Annotated in this window: 18 protein-coding genes; 11 read left to right on the forward strand and 7 right to left on the reverse strand. The window is 63.4% G+C overall.

Going from position 1 to position 17,345, the window contains the following annotated elements; all coding sequences use genetic code 11:
* Positions 1-16 precede the first annotated feature (16 nt).
* The gene (gene soxR / locus N7568_RS15385) at positions 17-472 is read left to right on the forward strand and encodes a redox-sensitive transcriptional activator SoxR (RefSeq protein ID WP_261610668.1); all 456 of its coding nucleotides are present in this window, start codon (positions 17-19) and stop codon (positions 470-472) included.
* A 45-nt stretch (positions 473-517) separates the two neighbouring features.
* The gene (locus N7568_RS15390; RefSeq protein WP_439898990.1) at positions 518-1,228 is read left to right on the forward strand and encodes an SAM-dependent methyltransferase; all 711 of its coding nucleotides are present in this window, start codon (positions 518-520) and stop codon (positions 1,226-1,228) included.
* On the opposite strand, the gene N7568_RS15395 is transcribed toward N7568_RS15390, so the two are convergent.
* Entirely contained in the window at positions 1,225-2,262 is a 1,038-nt protein-coding gene (locus tag N7568_RS15395; RefSeq protein WP_261610670.1) for an Lrp/AsnC family transcriptional regulator, read from the reverse strand. The two genes, N7568_RS15390 and N7568_RS15395, sit on opposite strands and share 4 nt — an antisense overlap.
* 141 nt (positions 2,263-2,403) lie before the next feature.
* Here N7568_RS15395 and N7568_RS15400 point away from each other — a divergent pair, with 141 nt between their 5' ends.
* Together N7568_RS15400 and N7568_RS15405 are read left to right on the forward strand one after the other, a co-directional pair.
* The gene (locus N7568_RS15400) at positions 2,404-3,621 is read left to right on the forward strand and encodes a M20 metallopeptidase family protein (protein ID WP_261610671.1); all 1,218 of its coding nucleotides are present in this window, start codon (positions 2,404-2,406) and stop codon (positions 3,619-3,621) included.
* A gap of 38 nt (positions 3,622-3,659) precedes the next feature.
* Positions 3,660-4,952 (forward strand): MFS transporter, encoded by a 1,293-nt coding sequence (locus tag N7568_RS15405; RefSeq protein ID WP_261610672.1) that lies wholly within the window; start codon positions 3,660-3,662, stop codon positions 4,950-4,952.
* Between the two features lie 76 nt (positions 4,953-5,028).
* Here N7568_RS15405 and N7568_RS15410 read toward each other — a convergent pair whose 3' ends face one another.
* Complete coding sequence (locus tag N7568_RS15410) at positions 5,029-6,306, reverse strand: CynX/NimT family MFS transporter (RefSeq protein ID WP_261610673.1); 1,278 nt, start codon at positions 6,304-6,306, stop codon at positions 5,029-5,031.
* Between the two features lie 550 nt (positions 6,307-6,856).
* On the opposite strand from N7568_RS15410, the gene trmB reads away from it, so the two are divergent.
* Genes trmB through N7568_RS15425 form a run of 3 tightly spaced genes read left to right on the forward strand, consistent with a single transcriptional unit; the run spans position 6,857 to position 8,687 of the window.
* A complete protein-coding gene (gene trmB / locus N7568_RS15415) occupies positions 6,857-7,762 on the forward strand; it encodes a tRNA (guanosine(46)-N7)-methyltransferase TrmB (protein ID WP_261610674.1) in 906 nt (301 codons plus the stop codon).
* A 23-nt stretch (positions 7,763-7,785) separates the two neighbouring features.
* A complete protein-coding gene (locus tag N7568_RS15420; RefSeq protein WP_261610675.1) occupies positions 7,786-8,178 on the forward strand; it encodes a hypothetical protein in 393 nt (130 codons plus the stop codon).
* Positions 8,178-8,687, forward strand: coding sequence for a type II toxin-antitoxin system RatA family toxin (locus N7568_RS15425; RefSeq protein WP_261610676.1), 510 nt, complete (start codon positions 8,178-8,180; stop codon positions 8,685-8,687). The genes N7568_RS15420 and N7568_RS15425 overlap by 1 nt, the downstream gene beginning before the upstream one ends.
* Before the next feature lie 3 nt (positions 8,688-8,690).
* Here N7568_RS15425 and N7568_RS15430 read toward each other — a convergent pair whose 3' ends face one another.
* Entirely contained in the window at positions 8,691-9,365 is a 675-nt protein-coding gene (locus N7568_RS15430; protein WP_261610677.1) for an anti-sigma factor family protein, read from the reverse strand.
* A complete protein-coding gene (locus N7568_RS15435) occupies positions 9,362-9,859 on the reverse strand; it encodes a sigma-70 family RNA polymerase sigma factor (RefSeq protein WP_261610678.1) in 498 nt (165 codons plus the stop codon). Before N7568_RS15435 ends, N7568_RS15430 begins: the two co-directional genes overlap by 4 nt.
* A 151-nt stretch (positions 9,860-10,010) precedes the next feature.
* Here N7568_RS15435 and N7568_RS15440 point away from each other — a divergent pair, with 151 nt between their 5' ends.
* Positions 10,011-10,532 (forward strand): COG4315 family predicted lipoprotein, encoded by a 522-nt coding sequence (locus N7568_RS15440; RefSeq protein WP_261610679.1) that lies wholly within the window; start codon positions 10,011-10,013, stop codon positions 10,530-10,532.
* 109 nt (positions 10,533-10,641) lie between these two features.
* On the forward strand, positions 10,642-10,851 hold the full coding sequence (locus N7568_RS15445; protein WP_253464591.1) for a hypothetical protein: 210 nt from the start codon (positions 10,642-10,644) through the stop codon (positions 10,849-10,851).
* Positions 10,852-10,935: 84 nt separating this feature from the next.
* Here the strand turns inward: N7568_RS15445 and N7568_RS15450 are convergent, their stop codons facing one another.
* Positions 10,936-11,784 carry a DMP19 family protein gene (locus tag N7568_RS15450; RefSeq protein WP_261610680.1) on the reverse strand — a complete coding sequence of 283 codons (849 nt, stop codon included), beginning with the start codon at positions 11,782-11,784 and terminating at the stop codon, positions 10,936-10,938.
* 165 nt (positions 11,785-11,949) lie between these two features.
* On the opposite strand from N7568_RS15450, the gene N7568_RS15455 reads away from it, so the two are divergent.
* Positions 11,950-15,399 (forward strand): DEAD/DEAH box helicase, encoded by a 3,450-nt coding sequence (locus N7568_RS15455; RefSeq protein WP_261610681.1) that lies wholly within the window; start codon positions 11,950-11,952, stop codon positions 15,397-15,399.
* A 19-nt stretch (positions 15,400-15,418) separates the two neighbouring features.
* On the opposite strand, the gene N7568_RS15460 is transcribed toward N7568_RS15455, so the two are convergent.
* Positions 15,419-15,691: a hypothetical protein gene (locus N7568_RS15460; protein WP_261610682.1), complete on the reverse strand. Its 273-nt coding sequence runs from the start codon at positions 15,689-15,691 to the stop codon at positions 15,419-15,421.
* 138 nt (positions 15,692-15,829) lie between these two features.
* Complete coding sequence (locus N7568_RS15465; RefSeq protein ID WP_261610683.1) at positions 15,830-16,570, reverse strand: alpha/beta fold hydrolase; 741 nt, start codon at positions 16,568-16,570, stop codon at positions 15,830-15,832.
* A 73-nt stretch (positions 16,571-16,643) separates the two neighbouring features.
* Between N7568_RS15465 and N7568_RS15470 the strand changes: the two genes are divergently transcribed.
* Complete coding sequence (locus N7568_RS15470) at positions 16,644-17,342, forward strand: helix-turn-helix transcriptional regulator (RefSeq protein WP_261610684.1); 699 nt, start codon at positions 16,644-16,646, stop codon at positions 17,340-17,342.
* Positions 17,343-17,345 lie beyond the last annotated feature (3 nt).

Below are 17,345 nucleotides of genomic sequence, written 5' to 3' on the forward strand. Positions count from 1 at the left end.
CACCGGAAGCAATCCCATGCCACAAGCCGCCACCCACCGGCCCCTCACCATTGGTGAGCTTTCCGAACGCAGCGGAGTATCGGCGTCGGCCCTTCACTTCTATGAACGCAACGGGCTCATCGAAGCCGAGCGCACCGCCGGCAACCAGCGGCGATACCGACGCGACACACTGCGGCGCGTCGCGTTCATCAAGACCTCGCAGCGCGTGGGCCTGCCGCTCAAGGACATCCGCGAGGCACTGGACTCGTTGCCGGAGGGCCGGACCCCCACCAAACACGATTGGGCCAAGCTGTCGCTGCGATGGCGCAAGGAACTGGACGAGCGCATCGCCGCACTTCAGCACCTCCGCAACGACTTGGACGGGTGCATCGGGTGCGGCTGCTTGAGCTTGAAGTCGTGCACGCTGCAGAATCCGTCTGACGAACTCGGGGCCTCCGGCGCAGGCGCCCAGCGCTGGACCTTGCCGAAATAGCAAATAGCGTTGCCTTTCGCACGCGGCTCACGGCACGCTTGGCGTATGACTGAAAAGACGCACGACGGCGACACTCACCAGCACGGGCACCAGCACGAAGGCGCGCAGCAGGGCGGCCTGAACCTTCATGAGGACGCGGACAATGCTGTGGACATGTGGGACGGCATGTACCGGGAGCGTCCCAAGGTGTGGAGCGGAAACCCGAACCCGCAGTTGGTGGCCGAGGTCGCAGGTCTGAAGCCCGGCAGGGCACTCGACCTTGGCTGCGGCGAAGGCGGTGACGCGATCTGGCTCGCCCAGCAGGGCTGGACCGTCACCGCAATGGACGTGTCCGCCGTCGCGCTTGAACGGGCGGCCGCGCACGCAGCGGAAACCAGCCACGGGGACCGGATCACCTGGCAGCAGCAGGACCTCGCTGAGTGGACGCCGGAACCAGTTTTCGATCTGGTGTCGGCCCAGTTCCTGCACTCCCCTCTCCTGCCGTGGCGGGACTCGGTGGCTTCGGCAGCGGCCGCCGTGGCACCGGGCGGGACGCTCCTGGTGGTGGGGCACCACCCACATGGCCTTCCTTCGTGGAGCCATCACCACGAGAGCGGTATGTTCTTCACGCCGGAGCAGCTGGCCGGTGAACTGCGGCTGGATCGCGAGCCATGGTTCGTGGACGTCCTGACGGACAGGGCACGGGCAGTGAGTGGCCCCAACGGAGAGTCCGGCACAACCTTGGACACCGTCCTGAGGGCAACCAAGCGCGCCTAGATGCCGGCCGGCAGCAGCTCCCCGTAGGGCGGAACCACTCTGCCCGTAGCGGTCGAGTCCGGATTCAGCATCCATCCAACGCGCTTCGCCGTGTTCAGCATGACCACGCTTTCCACCAGTTCGATGCCCGGAATCCGTTGCTGGATGGTGAGCTCCATTTCCATGACATCGGCCAGGGATCGCAGCCACATGATCAGGGTGAAGTTGGTACGGCCAGTGGTGGACGCGGAAAACCGTATGTTCCGGATAGCTCTCAGTTCCGTGGCGGCGGCTTCGTGTTCGCCCGCAGGAACGTTCGCGAACCATTGGACTGTGATGGGGAAGCCGGAAAACTGTTGGGCGATTTCGCAGCGGAAGGACAACATCCGGCTGTTGAGGACCCGCCCCAGTTGGCGCTGAACCGTGGCGGGGTTGCGTCCCAGGGCGCGGGCAATCTCCGCCGCCGTCGCGCGGCCATCACGCGCCAGGAACGGGATCAGCGCCAAATGGCTTTCCGGGAGCGGGACCACGATGGTGTCGGGCGCTGAAGGGTTGGCCGACTCGGGGCCGGCGAGCGCCCGCAACGCCTGCTGTTCTGCCTTGGTGAGGACGTTGAGCCGCCAGGCATATCCGCTGGTGTGGATCCGGGTGCAAAGGGCCGTGTGGTACTTGGTGAGGCCGCGGATTTCCTTGAGCCTCGGCAACAAATGCGTGCTGAACTGTTCAAGATCCTGGGTGATGACCGTCAGCGTGAGGTCTCGGTTGCTGGCGGCCTCCTCCACGGTGATGACCTCGGGAAGTTGGGCAACCGCGGCTGTGACGTCCGGCCTAAGGTGCATTTCGCAGTCGATATCCACCATGGCCAGGCACATATCCTTCGGATCCCCCATGAGGTGGGCCGTTGTCCACGCCGCGCCGGCCCCCCTGAGTCGCTCCCAGCGGGACGCCAGTGTGGTGGCGTGAACGCCGAGGACTTCGCCGGCGTCGGACCAGCTGATCCGGGGTGATATCTGCAAGGCGTTGATCAGCCGCAGATCTTCTTCACTGAGCTCCATGAGTCTATTCTCGCAGAATGATGCATGATTCCTGCCGAAATCTTGTTCTCTATGCATATTTTCAGATCTTTCAGAGGGTGTGAATCACGTCACCCCAGAATGGCATAAGGAACATATTCACCGGATAGACCAGGAGCACAGATGACCATCGCTGCCGACGCCAAGGAACTGCAGGACGACATCGTCCGCCTCCGCCACGACCTCCACCGCGAACCGGAAACCGGCCTGCAGCTCCCCCGGACCCAGGAAAAGGTTCTCAAGGCGCTGGACGGACTGCCGTACGAGATCACCCTCGGCAAGGAAACGACGTCGGTCACTGCGGTCTTGCGTGGCGGCGCGGCTCACGCCTCGGCCGAGAAGCCCGTGGTGTTGTTGCGGGCCGACATGGACGGGCTCCCGGTCCAGGAGACCACCGGCGTGGACTACACCTCCCGTGTGGATGGCGCCATGCACGCTTGCGGGCACGACCTCCACACCTCCATGCTCGCTGGCGCTGCCACCCTCCTGGCTGAGCGCCGTGATCAGTTGGCCGGCGATGTCATCCTGATGTTCCAGCCCGGCGAAGAAGGCTTCGACGGCGCCAGCTACATGATCAAGGAAGGTGTCCTTGACGCAGCCGGGCGCCGCGCAGACACCGCCTACGGAATGCACGTCTTCTCCTCGCTGGAACCGCACGGCCAATTCGTCACCAAGCCGGGTGTGATGCTCAGTTCTTCGGACGGACTCGTGGTGACCGTGCTGGGTGCCGGAGGCCATGGCTCAGCCCCATACTCAGCAAAAGACCCCGTCACGGCAGCCGCCGAGATGGTCACCGCACTCCAGGTCATGGTCACGCGCCAGTTCAACATGTTCGATCCCGTAGTCCTGACCGTCGGTGTCCTGCACGCAGGAACCAAGCGCAACGTCATCCCCGAGACCGCCCGCATCGAAGCCACCATCAGGACCTTCTCCGAAGAGTCCCGCCGGAAGATGATGGAAGCAGTACCCAGGCTTCTGCACGGCATCGCGGCAGCCCACGGCTTGGAGGCGGACGTGCACTACCAGGAGGAATACCCCCTCACCATCAACGACGAGGACGAAACCACCACCGCCGAGAAGGTCATCGCCGGAATGTTCGGCGAGTCCAGGCACACCCGCATGGCCACGCCCCTCAGCGGTTCCGAGGACTTCTCCCGCGTCCTCGCCGAAGTTCCCGGCACCTTTGTGGGACTCAGCGCCGTTGCCCCCGGCGCCGACCACACGACGTCGCCGTTCAACCACTCGCCTTACGCACTGTTCGACGACGGCGTCCTCACCGACGGCGCCGCGCTCTACGCAGAACTTGCCGTATCCCGCATCGCTGCCCTCGCCGGCAACTAACTCCCCTTCCCCAGACCCTCCCCACTTTGGAGAACCACATGACCGCCACCGTAGGAACGTCCCCCGACGTCAAGGTCCACAAGTCGCACATGCGAACGCTGGTCGGCACCGGCATCGGCAACGCCGTTGAATGGTACGACTGGGCGATCTACGCCACGTTCTCGCCGTTTATCGCGAGCGCACTGTTCAGCCAGGCAGACCCAACGTCGGCCGTGCTGTCCACCTTGGCGATCTTCGCCGTCGGGTTCGTTGCCCGTCCGTTCGGCGGTTTCGTGTTCGGCTGGATCGGCGACCGGATCGGGCGCAAGACGTCCATGACCGTGGCTGTGGCATTGGGCGCGGTGGGCAGCCTCCTCATCGGCATCGCCCCAACGTTCGCTGCTGTTGGCGCCTTCGCTTCGGTGATGCTGCTGGTGGCCCGGCTCATCCAGGGCCTCGCCCACGGTGGTGAGTTGCCGTCGTCGCAAACGTACTTGTCCGAGATGGCACCCAAGGAACACCGCGGCTTCTGGGCGACCCTCATCTACACCTCCGGCACCGCCGGCATCCTGGCCGGTACGCTGCTGGGTGCCATCCTCACCGCCACCCTCAGCAAGGACGACATGAGCGCCTGGGGTTGGCGCATCCCGTTCCTGATCGGTGGGGCGCTGGGCATCTACGCGCTGTTCATGCGGGCCAAGATGAAGGAAACCGAGGCTTTCGAGGCCGAGGCACCCAATGAGAAGCGCCTGCCCATCTGGCCGCAGATCGTGAAGTACCGCAAGCAGGCCCTGCAGGTTATCGGGCTCACGGTTGGCCTGACCGTTGTGTATTACATCTGGGGTGTCGTGGCTCCGAGCTACGCCGCAACTTCGCTGAAAATGGACCGCGGTGAGGCACTCTGGGCAGGTGTGGTGGCCAACGTGGTGTTCATCGCCGCCCTGCCGTTCTGGGGCAAGCTGTCGGACCGCATCGGCCGCAAACCTGTGATCATCGTGTCAGCCGCGGGCGCCGCCCTGCTGCACTTCCCCATGACGTGGCTGCTCAAGGACTCGCCGTGGCAGCTCGCCGTGTCCATGTCCGTGATGCTCTTCTTCATCGCCGGCAGCGCTGCGATCGTCCCGGCTGTCTACGCCGAACTGTTCCCGACGCACATCCGCACCATCGGCGTCGGTGTTCCGTATTCCATCTGCGTCGCCGCTTTTGGCGGCACGGCTCCGTACCTGCAAACGTGGCTCGGCACCATCGGGCAAGCTCAACTGTTCAATGTGTACGCAGTGATCCTGCTGCTGGTGGGCATCGCGTTCGCATTCTCCATCCCCGAGACGAAGGGCAAGGACCTGACCGTCTAGCTACTCCGACTTTCGTTGCGAGGCCCGTTCTGCGCTCTTCCCTGGGTTTTTGGGATGCAGAGTGGGCCTCACAACGTTAAACGAAGCGGTCGCGGCCTGCCCGGTATCCGAAGAACGCGGCCAAGGATCCGACCACCAGGAACAGGATTCCAGCCGCTGCGAATCCGCCCGTTGCCTGGTGGAGTTGGCCTACCATCAACGTGCCCAGCGAACCCACCCCGTAGCCAACTCCCTGCATCATCCCGGACAGGTGAGCGGCCGTGTGGGCGTCGCGGGTACGGACCATGATCATGGTCAGCGCTACCGCAGTGAGTGACCCCTGACCCAGCCCGTTGAGTCCGGTCCATACCCAGATGAGCTCGGTGGGGCCAAAGATCGTGAGGGCAAAACCACCACCCGTCATGAGGGCCACCACCATGTTGATGATGCGTTGGTCCTTGAACCGTGTGGCCAGCGCCGGGGCAAACAGTGAGCCGAGCATCTGCAGCACAATCGACACCGAGACGATCAGCCCGGCCGTGCTCCCGTCGATCCCCCGGTCACGCAGGATAGGCGCCATCCAGGCAAACACGCTGAACGACATCATGGCCTGCAGCACCATGAACAGGGTCACCTGCCATGCCACGGCTGACCGCCACACGTTCACGCCGCCGTGGACTGCCTGGTGCTTTACCGACGGCTGGCGGATTGCCAGCGGCAGGAAAAGCAGAAGTACGACGGCGGCCGGCACCGCCCAGAACCACAGCGCCGAGGTCCAGTGGCCGGTTGCCGTAAACACCGGATACGTGAAGCCCGCGCCAAGGGCAGCCGAAGCGCAGATCGCAGTGGTGTACAGGCCGCCCATCAAGCCAAGCCGGTGCGGGAAGTCCCTTTTGACGACACCCGGAAGGAGGACGTTGCAAAGCGCTATTGCGGCACCGCAGGCAGCTGTTCCGGCCAGAAGTGCGGGCAAGTGACCCATGCCCGGGAACTCCACGGGCCGCAGCAGCAAGCCCATCGTGAGGACTGCCATGGCCCCCAAAAGCACGCGTTCAGCACCGAACCTCCGGGCGAGGATGGGGGCAAGCGGTGCGAAGACGCCCAGCAAGGTGACCGGCACCGTGGTGAGGACCACCAGCGACCAGCCCGGCAGACCGGCGTCGGACGTTATTTCCGGAAGGACGGCGGAGAAGCTGGAGAAGACCGTGCGGAGATTCAGGCCGATCAGAACCAGACAGATGCCGAGGTACACGAGCCCGCGCTTGCCCCGTAGTTGCGTGGGGTCCGCTGCCGGCTCGTCGTCGATCTCGGCGTCCACCGCTATGTCAGGGAGCACGGATTTCTCCGGGTAGCCGGGGGTCTTGGAGGAGGTCACACGTCCTATTCTGTCAGCCACGGGTCTGGGACGCCTGATGGGGTCATCTCTGCGAGCGTGCACTGCGTTCCCAGCCCGTGGTGGACAGCAAAACGGGAGCACCCTCGTGGGCAGTAGACCATGCCGTGATGGCCCAGATACCTGGGCCATTCGGGGAGGGGAATCTATAGTTGTTTCACAAAGGGGGCGCCATGGAGTTGCTAGGAGTGGCAATTGCGGCAGGATTGTTGATCGTTGCGTCGATCGCGGTTTATCTGTGGAGGAGGACGAAGCAGCGGCGGCCGGTCGATTCGGATCCGGAGTCGGAACGTGCACTCCGGGATTTCCGCCGTGGAAAGACCCTCGGTCAGTCCCATTACGGCGGGCTGGATAACACGGGCCACGGGAGGTAGCCGGGTATAAACCGGGAAACGGAGCGAAAGCGCGAAGGCGTTGGAGTCATCACTGGACGCCATCAGCGAGCTGTTGCCCAGCGTGCATTGCGGCGTACCGGGCACTCGGCGGCGGGCTCTGCAGAGCCGCCAACCGGAACCAAAGTATTCTGGAAGCGATGAGTGAAACTCCAGATTCCCCACGGCCCGTCACGCCCGGCAGCCAGGCTTCCTTCGGTACCTATGGCGGCCGGCCCGTCAGCTTTGTGCGTCGAGGCACCCGTTTGCAGGGCCGCAGGCAGGCAGCGTGGGAAGAGCACGCCGAGCGTTGGGCCATCCAGGTTCCCCGGCACGTCGCCAACACCTCCGTGCACCCGGACTACACCTTCGACGCCGAGGCCGTCTTCGGGCGCAAGGCACCCCTCATTGTGGAGATCGGCTCGGGTTTGGGTGACGCCGTGGTTCACGCCGCTGAGCAGAACCCGGACAAGGACTTCCTGGCCGTCGAGGTCTACACCCCTGGGCTTGCGAACACCATCATCAAGATCAACAGCCGCGGGCTGACGAATGTGCGTGTGGTGGAAGCCAATGCCCCCGAGGTCCTCGAGTCGATGCTCCCGGAGGGTTCGGTCAGCGAGCTTTGGGTATTCTTCCCGGATCCATGGCACAAGGCCCGGCACCACAAACGCCGGCTCATCCAACCCGCTTTCGCCTCGGTCGCCGCCAAGGCACTCAAGAAGGGCGGCTACTGGCGCATTGCCACTGACTGGTCCAACTACGCGGTGCACGTGCGCGAAGTGCTGGCGGATTCCACTGAGTTCGAGAACATGCACGAAGGCGAGCGCAGCGGCGAGGAGAGCCCGCTGACGCAAGTGTGGCAATCCGGCGTCGAATCCGTTGTGGGAGGTGCGCCGGTCAGGGAAGGCCGCGCACCCGTCAGCACCGAACACACCGGCCCGAACGAAGGTGTGGACCAGGAAGGCGGCTGGGCTCCCCGCTTCGAGGGGCGCATCCGGACGAGCTTCGAAAACAAAGCCCACGAGGCCGGACGCATGATCTTCGACCTTACCTACCGCAAGATCTAGCCAAAGGACCTTTGGGGGGAACCATGAGCTACCAGCCGCCAATCGACTACTACCAGCAAACCCAACGAACGGGTAATCGCGGCTTGGGTGCCGGTATCACGAGCATCATTGCCGCTGTCCTTTCACCCATCGCAGCCGTAGTCAGCATTCCCTTGGGCATCGCAGCCATCGCTTCCGCAATGAGCCGCTACAACCAGGGCAACGACGCGTGGTGGGTCGGTGCGCTGGTGCTGGCCGGGGTCGCTGTGGTGCTGGCGATCGTTGCTGTGGTCACCGGGTTGATCGCCGTGTTTCGTGCCGGGCGCATGAATGCTGGGCGCATCACAGGCATCATCGGACTGGCCATTATGGGGGTCAACATCTTTGGCATTGTCTTCATGGTGTTCCTGGTGCTCGGCTCAGGTCAGGGGTTCTAATGCCGCAGGTGCGCGCCGAACGATTCATCCGGTTGGATCCGGAGACCGCCTTCGCGCTCTCCCAGACCACCGGCGATTTCCGGCTCAAATGGGACCCGTTCATTTCCGCCCAAGGGTTTCTGGACGGAGCCACATCAGCTGGCAAAGGGGTGCGGACCCGGACTGTTTCACGCATGGGTTTGAAGATGGTCAGCGAGTACGTCTCCTACACACCGCCCAAGAACGTTGGCATGACCATGGTGTCCGGGCCGTGGTTCTTTGAAAACTTCGGCGGCGGCTGGCGGTTCACACCGGACGACGGCGGCACCCGGGCAGTCTGGAAGTACACCTTTTCCTGCCGCCCGGCTTTCCTGAAGCCCGTGGCTGAGAGGATTGGGAGCTGGCTGCTGGGCCGGGAGATCGAGCGGCGTATCGAAGCGTTCGCCCGGGCCTGCGAGAACCCGGCGCTGGTGGCGGAACTCCGCTCGCAAGGCGAAGGCGTGCCCGGCACCGGCGTCACGGAGCACTAAGCCCTACGGCACCGAAATCGACGCGACCGTCTTCTCGGCTTCGTCGCGGAGTTCAACGCCGGCTATGCCCGCCAACTGCACTGGTGTGGCACCGGTGATCTTGATCCGGCCACTCGCGGTGGCCGTCCAGCCACACGTGCGTTCCTCGGCGCCATCCCTGCCCTTCACCCACAGGTAGAGAGTGCCTTCAAGCGGCATGGACCGGCCCTCGACCTCGAGCTCAGTGCCCCAATTCTTCTTCACCATGCCCACGGTCAGCTGCAGCCCGGTCTCCGACTGCACCGAATAGCTTGCATCTGGTTTGGGAGGCTGGTTCAGCAATGGACCGCCGAAGAATCCCGCGACCAGGCACGCTGCGGCAACGGCACCCACCAAAGCCGCCCATCGCCGTCGTGATTTCCGCCGGCGGACCGACAGGTCCACCAGAACCTTTTCGGGGAGTGGTTCCGGCGCAGCTTCGATCGGTGCGAGCACGTTGGCGCCACCAGCAACGGTGAGGGCCACAGCGTCGGCCGCCGGAACAGCGTCAAGCAAGGCAGGCAGGCTTTCAAGCTCCTCAAGTTCGTTTCGGCACTCTGCGCATGTGGCGAGGTGGTCCTCAAACGTACGGGCTTCCCCGGGCTCAAGCCCACCCAGCAGGTAGGCGCCCAGTAATTGGTGGACGGAATTGCCGTTCATCGTTCCACCCCCATTTCATCAAGGATTGTTCGGAGGGCTTTCACAGCATAGAAAGCCCGGGATTTCACGGTTCCCGCAGGGATGTTCAGCTGCAGTGCTGCCTCGCTGACGGTGAACCGTTGATAGTGAAGGGCCACCAGGACTTCGCGGTGCTCATGGCTGAGGCGGAGCAGCGCTTCTTCCATCAGCACCCGGTTCAGGAGCTCGTCAACGCGTTCGGTGGCCGCATGGTCCGGAAGGTCATGCTCGCCAGCCTCCAGTGGCCGGCGTTGGGCTTTACGGTAGTTGTCGATGATGACGTTGCGGGCCGTCCGGAAGAGATAACTGCGCAAACTTCCCGTGATCTGCGGAGCGTGCTGCCACACCTTAAGGATGGTTTCCTGAACCACATCGTCGGCTTGGTGGACATCCGAAGTGCAGCTCAGCACGAAGCGCTTCAGGGCTGTGCCGTGGTCGCGGTAGATCGCCGCCACCACGTCTTCGTCCAACGGCATAACCACCTCCCTCGCACTCTTTCCGCTGTCCCTTCGCCTATACGACGACGCGCATCTGGAAAAGGTTCAGGTCCATGAACCATTCTTCCCCCACCGGCGTCGTAGGGGTTAGCGCCGACCCCTCCCGGCCGGTTCGTCAAAGGAGCTGGACATGAAGAAACCACTTAGCCTTGGATTCGCAGCATTGGTCCTGACTGCCGCATTGGCGGGGTGCGGCGGAAGCCCGGGAACCACCACCACATCCGCTCCACCACCAGCCGCTACCTCGTCGGCGGCACCGACCTCCAGCGCACCGACCTCCAGCGCACCGGCCACCGCGGCCGGTGCCGAAATGATGGTTGTGTCCTCCAGCGCAGGTCAGATTGTGGTGGACAGCAAAGGCATGAGCCTCTACTTCTTCACCAAGGACGTCAAGGACTCGGGAACCAGCGCGTGCACGGAAGCCTGCCTGGCGGCCTGGCCAGTTTTCACCACGACGTCGGACGCCCCCACTGTTGATGGCGTCACCGGCACAGTGGGAACCATCTCTTCGCCGGACGGCAAGAAGCACGTGACCCTCAACGGCATGCCCCTGTACTACTACGCCAAGGACAAGGCGCCCGGCGACGTCACCGGCCAGGGCGTAGGCGGCGTCTGGTACCTGGTGAGCCCGGCTGGGGAGATGATCAAATAGCCCTTTGCCGTTGCGGTCTGCCTCAACGGTCGCCGTCTTCAGGCGAAGTCGCGCGAACGACGAACCAACTCAGAACCGCTAGACTGCAAGCCACTCAGTGGGGAGAGAAATGGCAGAACAGAAAGCAAACGTCCGACGCCCGACCCTCGCGGCCCTCATCACGCAGGAGGTCGCCTGGCTCCTCGGGTTCCTGGCCATGATGCTCAATGCAGCCGACCATGGTCCCAACTGGATTTGGATCGGCCTGCTTACCTTGTGGCAGGCCATGATCGTCTGGCAGTTGGTCAAACTCCGGCGCGGTCAGCGCCGATCCACGTAGCCTGAAATCGCCGGAAACGCGTCGAGACCGCCGGAACGCTACGGCGATTCCGCAGCGTTCCGGCGAGCTCGCGCGGCGAAAGGTTTAAGCGTCGGCGAATTCCTCGGACTCTTCGAACTCCACGGCTGCGATGATTTCCTTCGTTTCCGGGTGGATCATGAAGGCCTCGTCGTCGTCTTCCACCATGATGTAGTCGCCGTGATCCGTGGTGAAGTGCCAGGCGAGGGTCTTCACGCCGTCGTGCTCGTAGTTGGGATCGCCCATGGTGATCTTTTCCAGGGCGTAGCCGGCCACGTCGCACAGTTCGCGGATGATGACCTCGAATTCCGGGGCGTTGGCGAGGGCTTCTTCCTCGGCCTCAGCCTGGCGTTCAGCGCGGTCCGGGATCAGGGCAACGCGCTCGGCGATGTGCGCTTCGATTTCTTCGTCTGTCAGGACCAGCAGGCCCGACTGGTCGCGGAGGTACGCAGCGTTGAGCTCGATGATGTCCTCTTCTTCCAGAAGGGCCTCAAACTCGCCGTCGAGTTCGTCCAAGGTACCAACAGCCGCGGGCGGTGTTTCGGACTCGTCCAGCTCACCGTCGAGGTAGGCCTCTGCTTCGTCCTCTGTCAGCGCATCGAACGTGGCCGCGGTGCGGTTGAAAAGGTCAAGGTGCCGGGTGGCCCCCATCCCTTCGAGACCGGCGCGGACGTAAGCATCAACTTCTTCACGCTCCGGCGCGGTGAAGACGTACTGGGCAAAGCCGCCGGACAGCGCCTGCGTCAGGTAGAAATCCACAAAGAAACTGTTGAGTGCAGCGGGCGCGATCTCGTCGCTGTTGAGGAGCTCCTGGTACATCTCGTTCACGACGTTGACGTTGGAATCCACAACATCCGCATTGCCGGCTTCGAAGCTGGTCTTGTTCAGGACGACGGGGTACTCGTTGGTAGTCATGGGAAATCCTCACTGCTGAAAGCTGGTGGTGCTCCGGACACTTTCAACGTACGCGTGGGAGCGGCGCCGCAATCGAGGAAGAGGTTAACGGAGGGCGAAGTTTGGGAGCCGTTTTCTGCTGACTAAGATTGAGCAGATAACCTCCTGCCGAAAGTAGCCCGACGCATGCCGTCCCACACAGACGAAACCTGGGAACTGGCCATTCAGACTCCTGCCATTAACGACCGCTCCTTGGCGGCCGGACTGGCCTATGCCATGGGCAGCCGTGTGAGCGGGATTTCGTTCGATTCGGCCACCGGCCTCCTGATGGGCAAGGTCCGCGGAACCGGTCCGCAACCATATTCGACGTCGGCAAAACTGGTCCGCAAGTCCAGCGGCTGGAGCTGCACCGTAGGCATCTGCAGCTGCCCGGTCCGCAAAGACTGCAAGCACGTCGCCGCACTGCTCTTCACCGCTGAAGACCACCCCACCATCCGCGCCCAACTCCTGTCCCAGGCGCCGGGGATTCAAACCTCGCGCTTAGGCTCCATGGAGCAGGGCGGCTCCGCCCGGCCCGCTTGGGAACAAGCCCTCAACCGGCTGATCGCAAAGCCCGGCACCGCGCCGACTACTGCAGGCATCCCCCTTGCACTCCAGTTCGAAGTGGAAGAGCCCGCCGCGCACTTCTCCTACACAGGCCGCCGCGACCCCATGCGCAGCGTCCGCCAGCTCAAGGCCCGTCCCGTCATGATGGGCGCCAAGGGTAAGTGGATCCGCGGGGACGTCTCCTGGAACAACCTCAGCTATGTCAGTTTCCGGCGCGAATTCAACGAGGTCCATGTCGAATGGCTTCAGACTTTCCTCGCCGCGCACGGTTCCAGCAACGGCCGACAGCAACCGTCCGGGGCCATGTGGCTGAGCCTGAACGACTTCGCGGCCAAGAATCTTTGGACCCTCCTTTCCGATGCCGCCAAGGCGGGCATTCCGCTCATTCACTCGGCTGGTAGCGAACCCGTCCGCGTGGAGGCGCAACCCGCCGTCGTCGGGCTTAGTTTGGCGCGGCTGGACGCGAACGGAACCGAAAGCACAACGCCCGACGGCGGCCTGCAGCTCGCGCCGTCAGTGACAGTAGGCGGGGAGCCGGTTGATGCCGGAACTGTGGGCTTCCTGGGGAAGCCGGCCAACGGGATTTTCTTCACACATTCCGGCGAAACGTTGCCCGGAGTGCCCCAGCAAAAGAACCTGATCACCCTGGCCCCGATCGAGGGTGGCATCACTGACGAGCTCCTGGAATTCGTCATGGACGGCCAAACGCTTCAGATTCCTGCCGAGGATGAGAGCCGGTTCCTGACGTCGTTCTACCCGAAGCTGAGGCAGTCCACCCCGGTCCAGGCTGCCGACAAGTCTGTTGAGCTGCCCACGCTGGCGGTTCCAACCCTGTCCTTGCTGGCCAATTACGGCAACGACCACAAGGTCCGGCTGCACTGGGAGTGGCACTACAAGTCCGGCACCCTGGTCACGGCGCAGCCGCTCTGGCGGCACCCGGACGACCGTGGTTACCGCGATGACCCCGAGGAAGCCCGCATCCTGGAGTCGCTGGGGCGGCCGTGGGACGTTGTTTCGGCGTTGGCCGAGTCTGCCACGGGCGGCTGGGGTGCACCGCGCCTCGCTGCATCCGTGGAACTTGGAGGACTCGACACTCTGGCGTTCACCGAAGAGGTGCTGCCCGCACTCAGGGAACTGCCCGACGTCGTGGTGGAAACGTCCGGTGACATCGCAGATTACCGTGAGGCTGCCGAAGCGCCCGTGGTGTCCATTTCCACGAAGGAAACGGCCAGCGGCGACTGGTTCGACCTCGGCATCGTGATCACCCTCGAAGGCGAACCCGTCTCCTTCGCCGCGGTGTTTTCTGCCCTGGCCGCCGGGATGAGCCGCATGTTGCTGCCCAGCGGCGCGTACTTCTCGCTGGATCTGCCCGAACTGCACCAGCTCCGCGCACTGATTGACGAAGCCCGCTCCCTGCAGGACAACCCAGACAACAAGGACGGCACCCTGCAGATCAGCCGCTTCCAGGCCGGGCTCTGGGACGAGCTCGCCCAGCTGGGGATTGTGGACGAGCAGGCCGCCGCATGGCGTGAGGCTGTGGGCGGATTGCTCGACGACGGCGTGACCGGGCTGCCGCTGCCGGCCGGCCTTAACGCTGAGCTGCGTCCGTACCAGTTGGAGGGTTTCAACTGGTTGAGCTTCCTGTACAAGCACAGCCTTGGCGGTGTGCTTGCGGACGACATGGGCCTGGGTAAGACGGTTCAGGCCATTGCACTGATCTGCGCAGCGAAGGATCTGGCTGCGGAGACTGCCGCTGCCGCCCAGGGTGATTCTGTTGAGGTGACTCCGCGAGCTCCCTTCCTGGTGGTTGCCCCTACCAGTGTCGTGAGCAACTGGGCCTTGGAAGCGCAGCGGTTTGCTCCCGGGCTCGTAGTGCGGACCGTCGGTGAAACCTTCGCCAAGAGTGGACTGTCCCCTGTGGAGGCGTTGGCAGGCGCCGACGTCGTCATTACCTCGTATGCCCTGTTCCGCATTGATTACGATGCCTACGCGTCGTTCCACTGGGCCGGATTGATGTTGGACGAGGCGCAGTTCGTGAAGAACCACCAGTCCAAGGCGTACCAGTGCGCCCGGAAGCTGCCGGCCAGGTTCAAGCTGGCCATCACCGGCACGCCGCTGGAGAACAACCTCATGGAGTTCTGGGCGCTCACCTCCATCGTGGCGCCGGGCCTGTTCCCGAGCCCCAAACGTTTCGCCGAGAACTACCAAAAGCCGGTCGAAAAGAACGGTGACTCCGCGCAACTGGGCAAGCTCCGTCGTCGTGTCCGTCCGCTCATGATGCGCCGCACCAAAGAGCAGGTCATCAAGGACCTCCCGCCGAAGCAGGAGCAGATCCTGGAAGTGGTGCTGAACCCGAGGCACCAGAAGGTTTACCAGACCCACCTGCAGCGCGAGCGGCAGAAAATCCTCGGCCTGATCGACGACGTGAACAAGAACCGCTTCACGATCTTCCAGTCATTGACGTTGCTGCGGCAATTGAGCCTGGATGCGTCGTTGGTGGACTCTTCACTCTCCGGGGTTCGGTCCTCAAAGCTCGATGTGTTGTTCGAGCAGCTGGAGGACGTCATTTCCGAGGGTCACCGGACGCTGATCTTCAGCCAGTTCACGGGATTCCTGGGGAAGGTCCGCGAGCGTCTGGACGAAGAGGGCGTGGAGTACTGCTACCTCGATGGCAGCACCCGGAACCGTGGCGACGTGGTCAGCGAGTTCAAGAACGGGGCTGCTCCGGTGTTCCTGATCTCGCTGAAGGCCGGTGGGTTCGGGCTCAACCTGACGGAGGCCGACTACGTGTTCCTGCTGGACCCTTGGTGGAACCCCGCCTCCGAAGCCCAGGCCGTGGACCGCACGCACCGCATTGGCCAGGCCCGGAACGTCATGGTCTACCGGCTGGTTGCCAAGGACACCATCGAGGAAAAGGTCATGGCGTTGAAGGCCAAGAAATCACAGCTGTTCGCTGACGTGATGGAGGGCGACGCCCTGGCCGGTGGCTCGCTGACCGCGGATGACCTGGCGGCGCTGTTCGCGGAGTGACCTCCCCGAACAGCGCGCACTAGTTGATGTTTGGACGTGGAACAGCGGCGGTGACGCGAATCTCGGCGCCATCGTGCAATCCAAACAGTCGCCTACCCCCACCATTTGCGCGGATCCATACGGCACTCCCGTCAGGCATGACGTCGGAGACCACACCTTTCATCGTTTCTCCACCGGCCAGTGAAACCGTCACTTGGTCACCCGGCAGGAAGTACTCCCAGCCCATGTCGTAGTGATGAGGCAGAGCTTCGGGTTCCTTCAGTACGAACACAGTATTTTTTTGTCCTTGCAAAGCTCTCTCCTTCATCCACCTATCGATCAGTCAGTGGAGGAAAGGGGTAGATCATGACGGCTGAACGGGCAAGGACCTATTGGTCATCGTGGCAGGGACCAGCCGGATCATCCGGCCGCTTCCGGTCCTACGTCTGGTTCAGTCGACCCGTGTGGAAGCTGACTGAATGATCTTGGCAAGGTCGCGGGGGCGGCTCCACATGGGCCAGTGACCCGTGGGGAGGTCAATGACCTCAAGGTGCTCGATGTTCGCGACTTCAGCAAACATGGGATGGCCTGCGTGGGCCAACTCCAGCACCTGCGCACCAGGGATGGAGCAGCACACCAGGGTGGTCCGGACCTTGCCACGGGCGTCGTTCACGAGCTCCACGGGCTGACGAAGCACGGGGCCAGGCTCGGGGACGGCACGGATCCGAAAACGCTCAAGGACTTCTGCGCTCAGGCCGTCGAGGCTAGCCTGCTGCCCGAGGACGTCAAAGGACGGCAACGGAAGCTCATCCACTTCTTCCGGCAGCTCGGGGGCGAACACGCTTCCTGTCGCCAGAGGACCTGAGTCCACCCACACCACCCCATGAACAAGCTCTGGGTGTCGGTCCAAGACCAGGCTCACCGGGGCGTTGGCCCCGCTGTGGGCGACGATAGTGGCGGGCTGATCTCCGGAAACCCCGTATTGCGCAAGAATTTCCAGGATGGCTGCAGCTTGATCGTCGAGGGTCTTCGTCACCCGGTCAGGATCGTTCCCGTCGAGACCGGGGAGCGTCACCGCAACTGCACGGGAATGGGCGGTTTCCAGGTGTTCAAGGACGTCGTCCCACGCCCAGGCACCCAACCAGTGGCCGGCGATGAGAATGATGTTGTGACTGCTCGTAGTAGTTGTCATGTCACTACCCTCGCAGGCGCTATGGACAAGGGTGTGTCACTATTTATGTCATGAATTCGATGCGGGCTGACAGTTGAAGCGTGCAGAACGCCTCCATGCTATCTCCGAGTTGCTGCGTCGCAGCGGAGCGCGGGGGGTCTCCGCCGAGCGGTTGGCGGGAGAGTTCGAGGTATCCGTACGCACAGTCAAGAGGGACTTGGACGCGTTGGAGAGCAGCGGTGCGCCCGTTTGGTCGCGCCCGGGACCGGGCGGCGGGTACGGGTTGGCCGCTGGCGCTTCCCTGCCGCCTGTCAGCCTTTCCCCAGCACAGGCCGTAGCGCTCATGGCAGCCGTGTCCGCTGCACCCGACGCCCCTTATGCCGATCTGGCAGCAGCCGGGATCCGGAAGATCGTAGATGTCCTCGATCCCAAGACCCGGGCAAGAGCCGACGAACTGGCGGGCCGCGTGTGGGTGAATGCGGCTCCACCCTCCTCGCGCACCATCAGGTCGGCTCTGGAGGAGGCGATGTCCGAGCAACGAGTAATCCGCATGCGCTACACCTCGGGGGATGGGAGTACCACCATCCGCGACGTCGAACCGGTGCTGTTCGCCTCAACGAACGGCCAGTGGTATTTAGTTGGATGGTGTCGACTTCGCGACGCCATGCGGTGGTTCATCGTGTCCCGCATCGAGCGGGCCAGCGTCACCAAAACGGCTTGCAGCGGCCATACCATCCACGAGGTCGGGGAACCTCCGGCGAACGCCAGACCTGTGCACGGTCGGGGCGCGTGAGTC

It is taken from the genome of Paenarthrobacter aurescens (assembly GCF_025421775.1).
In the GTDB taxonomy this organism is placed as follows: Bacteria; Actinomycetota; Actinomycetes; order Actinomycetales; family Micrococcaceae; genus Arthrobacter; species Arthrobacter aurescens_B.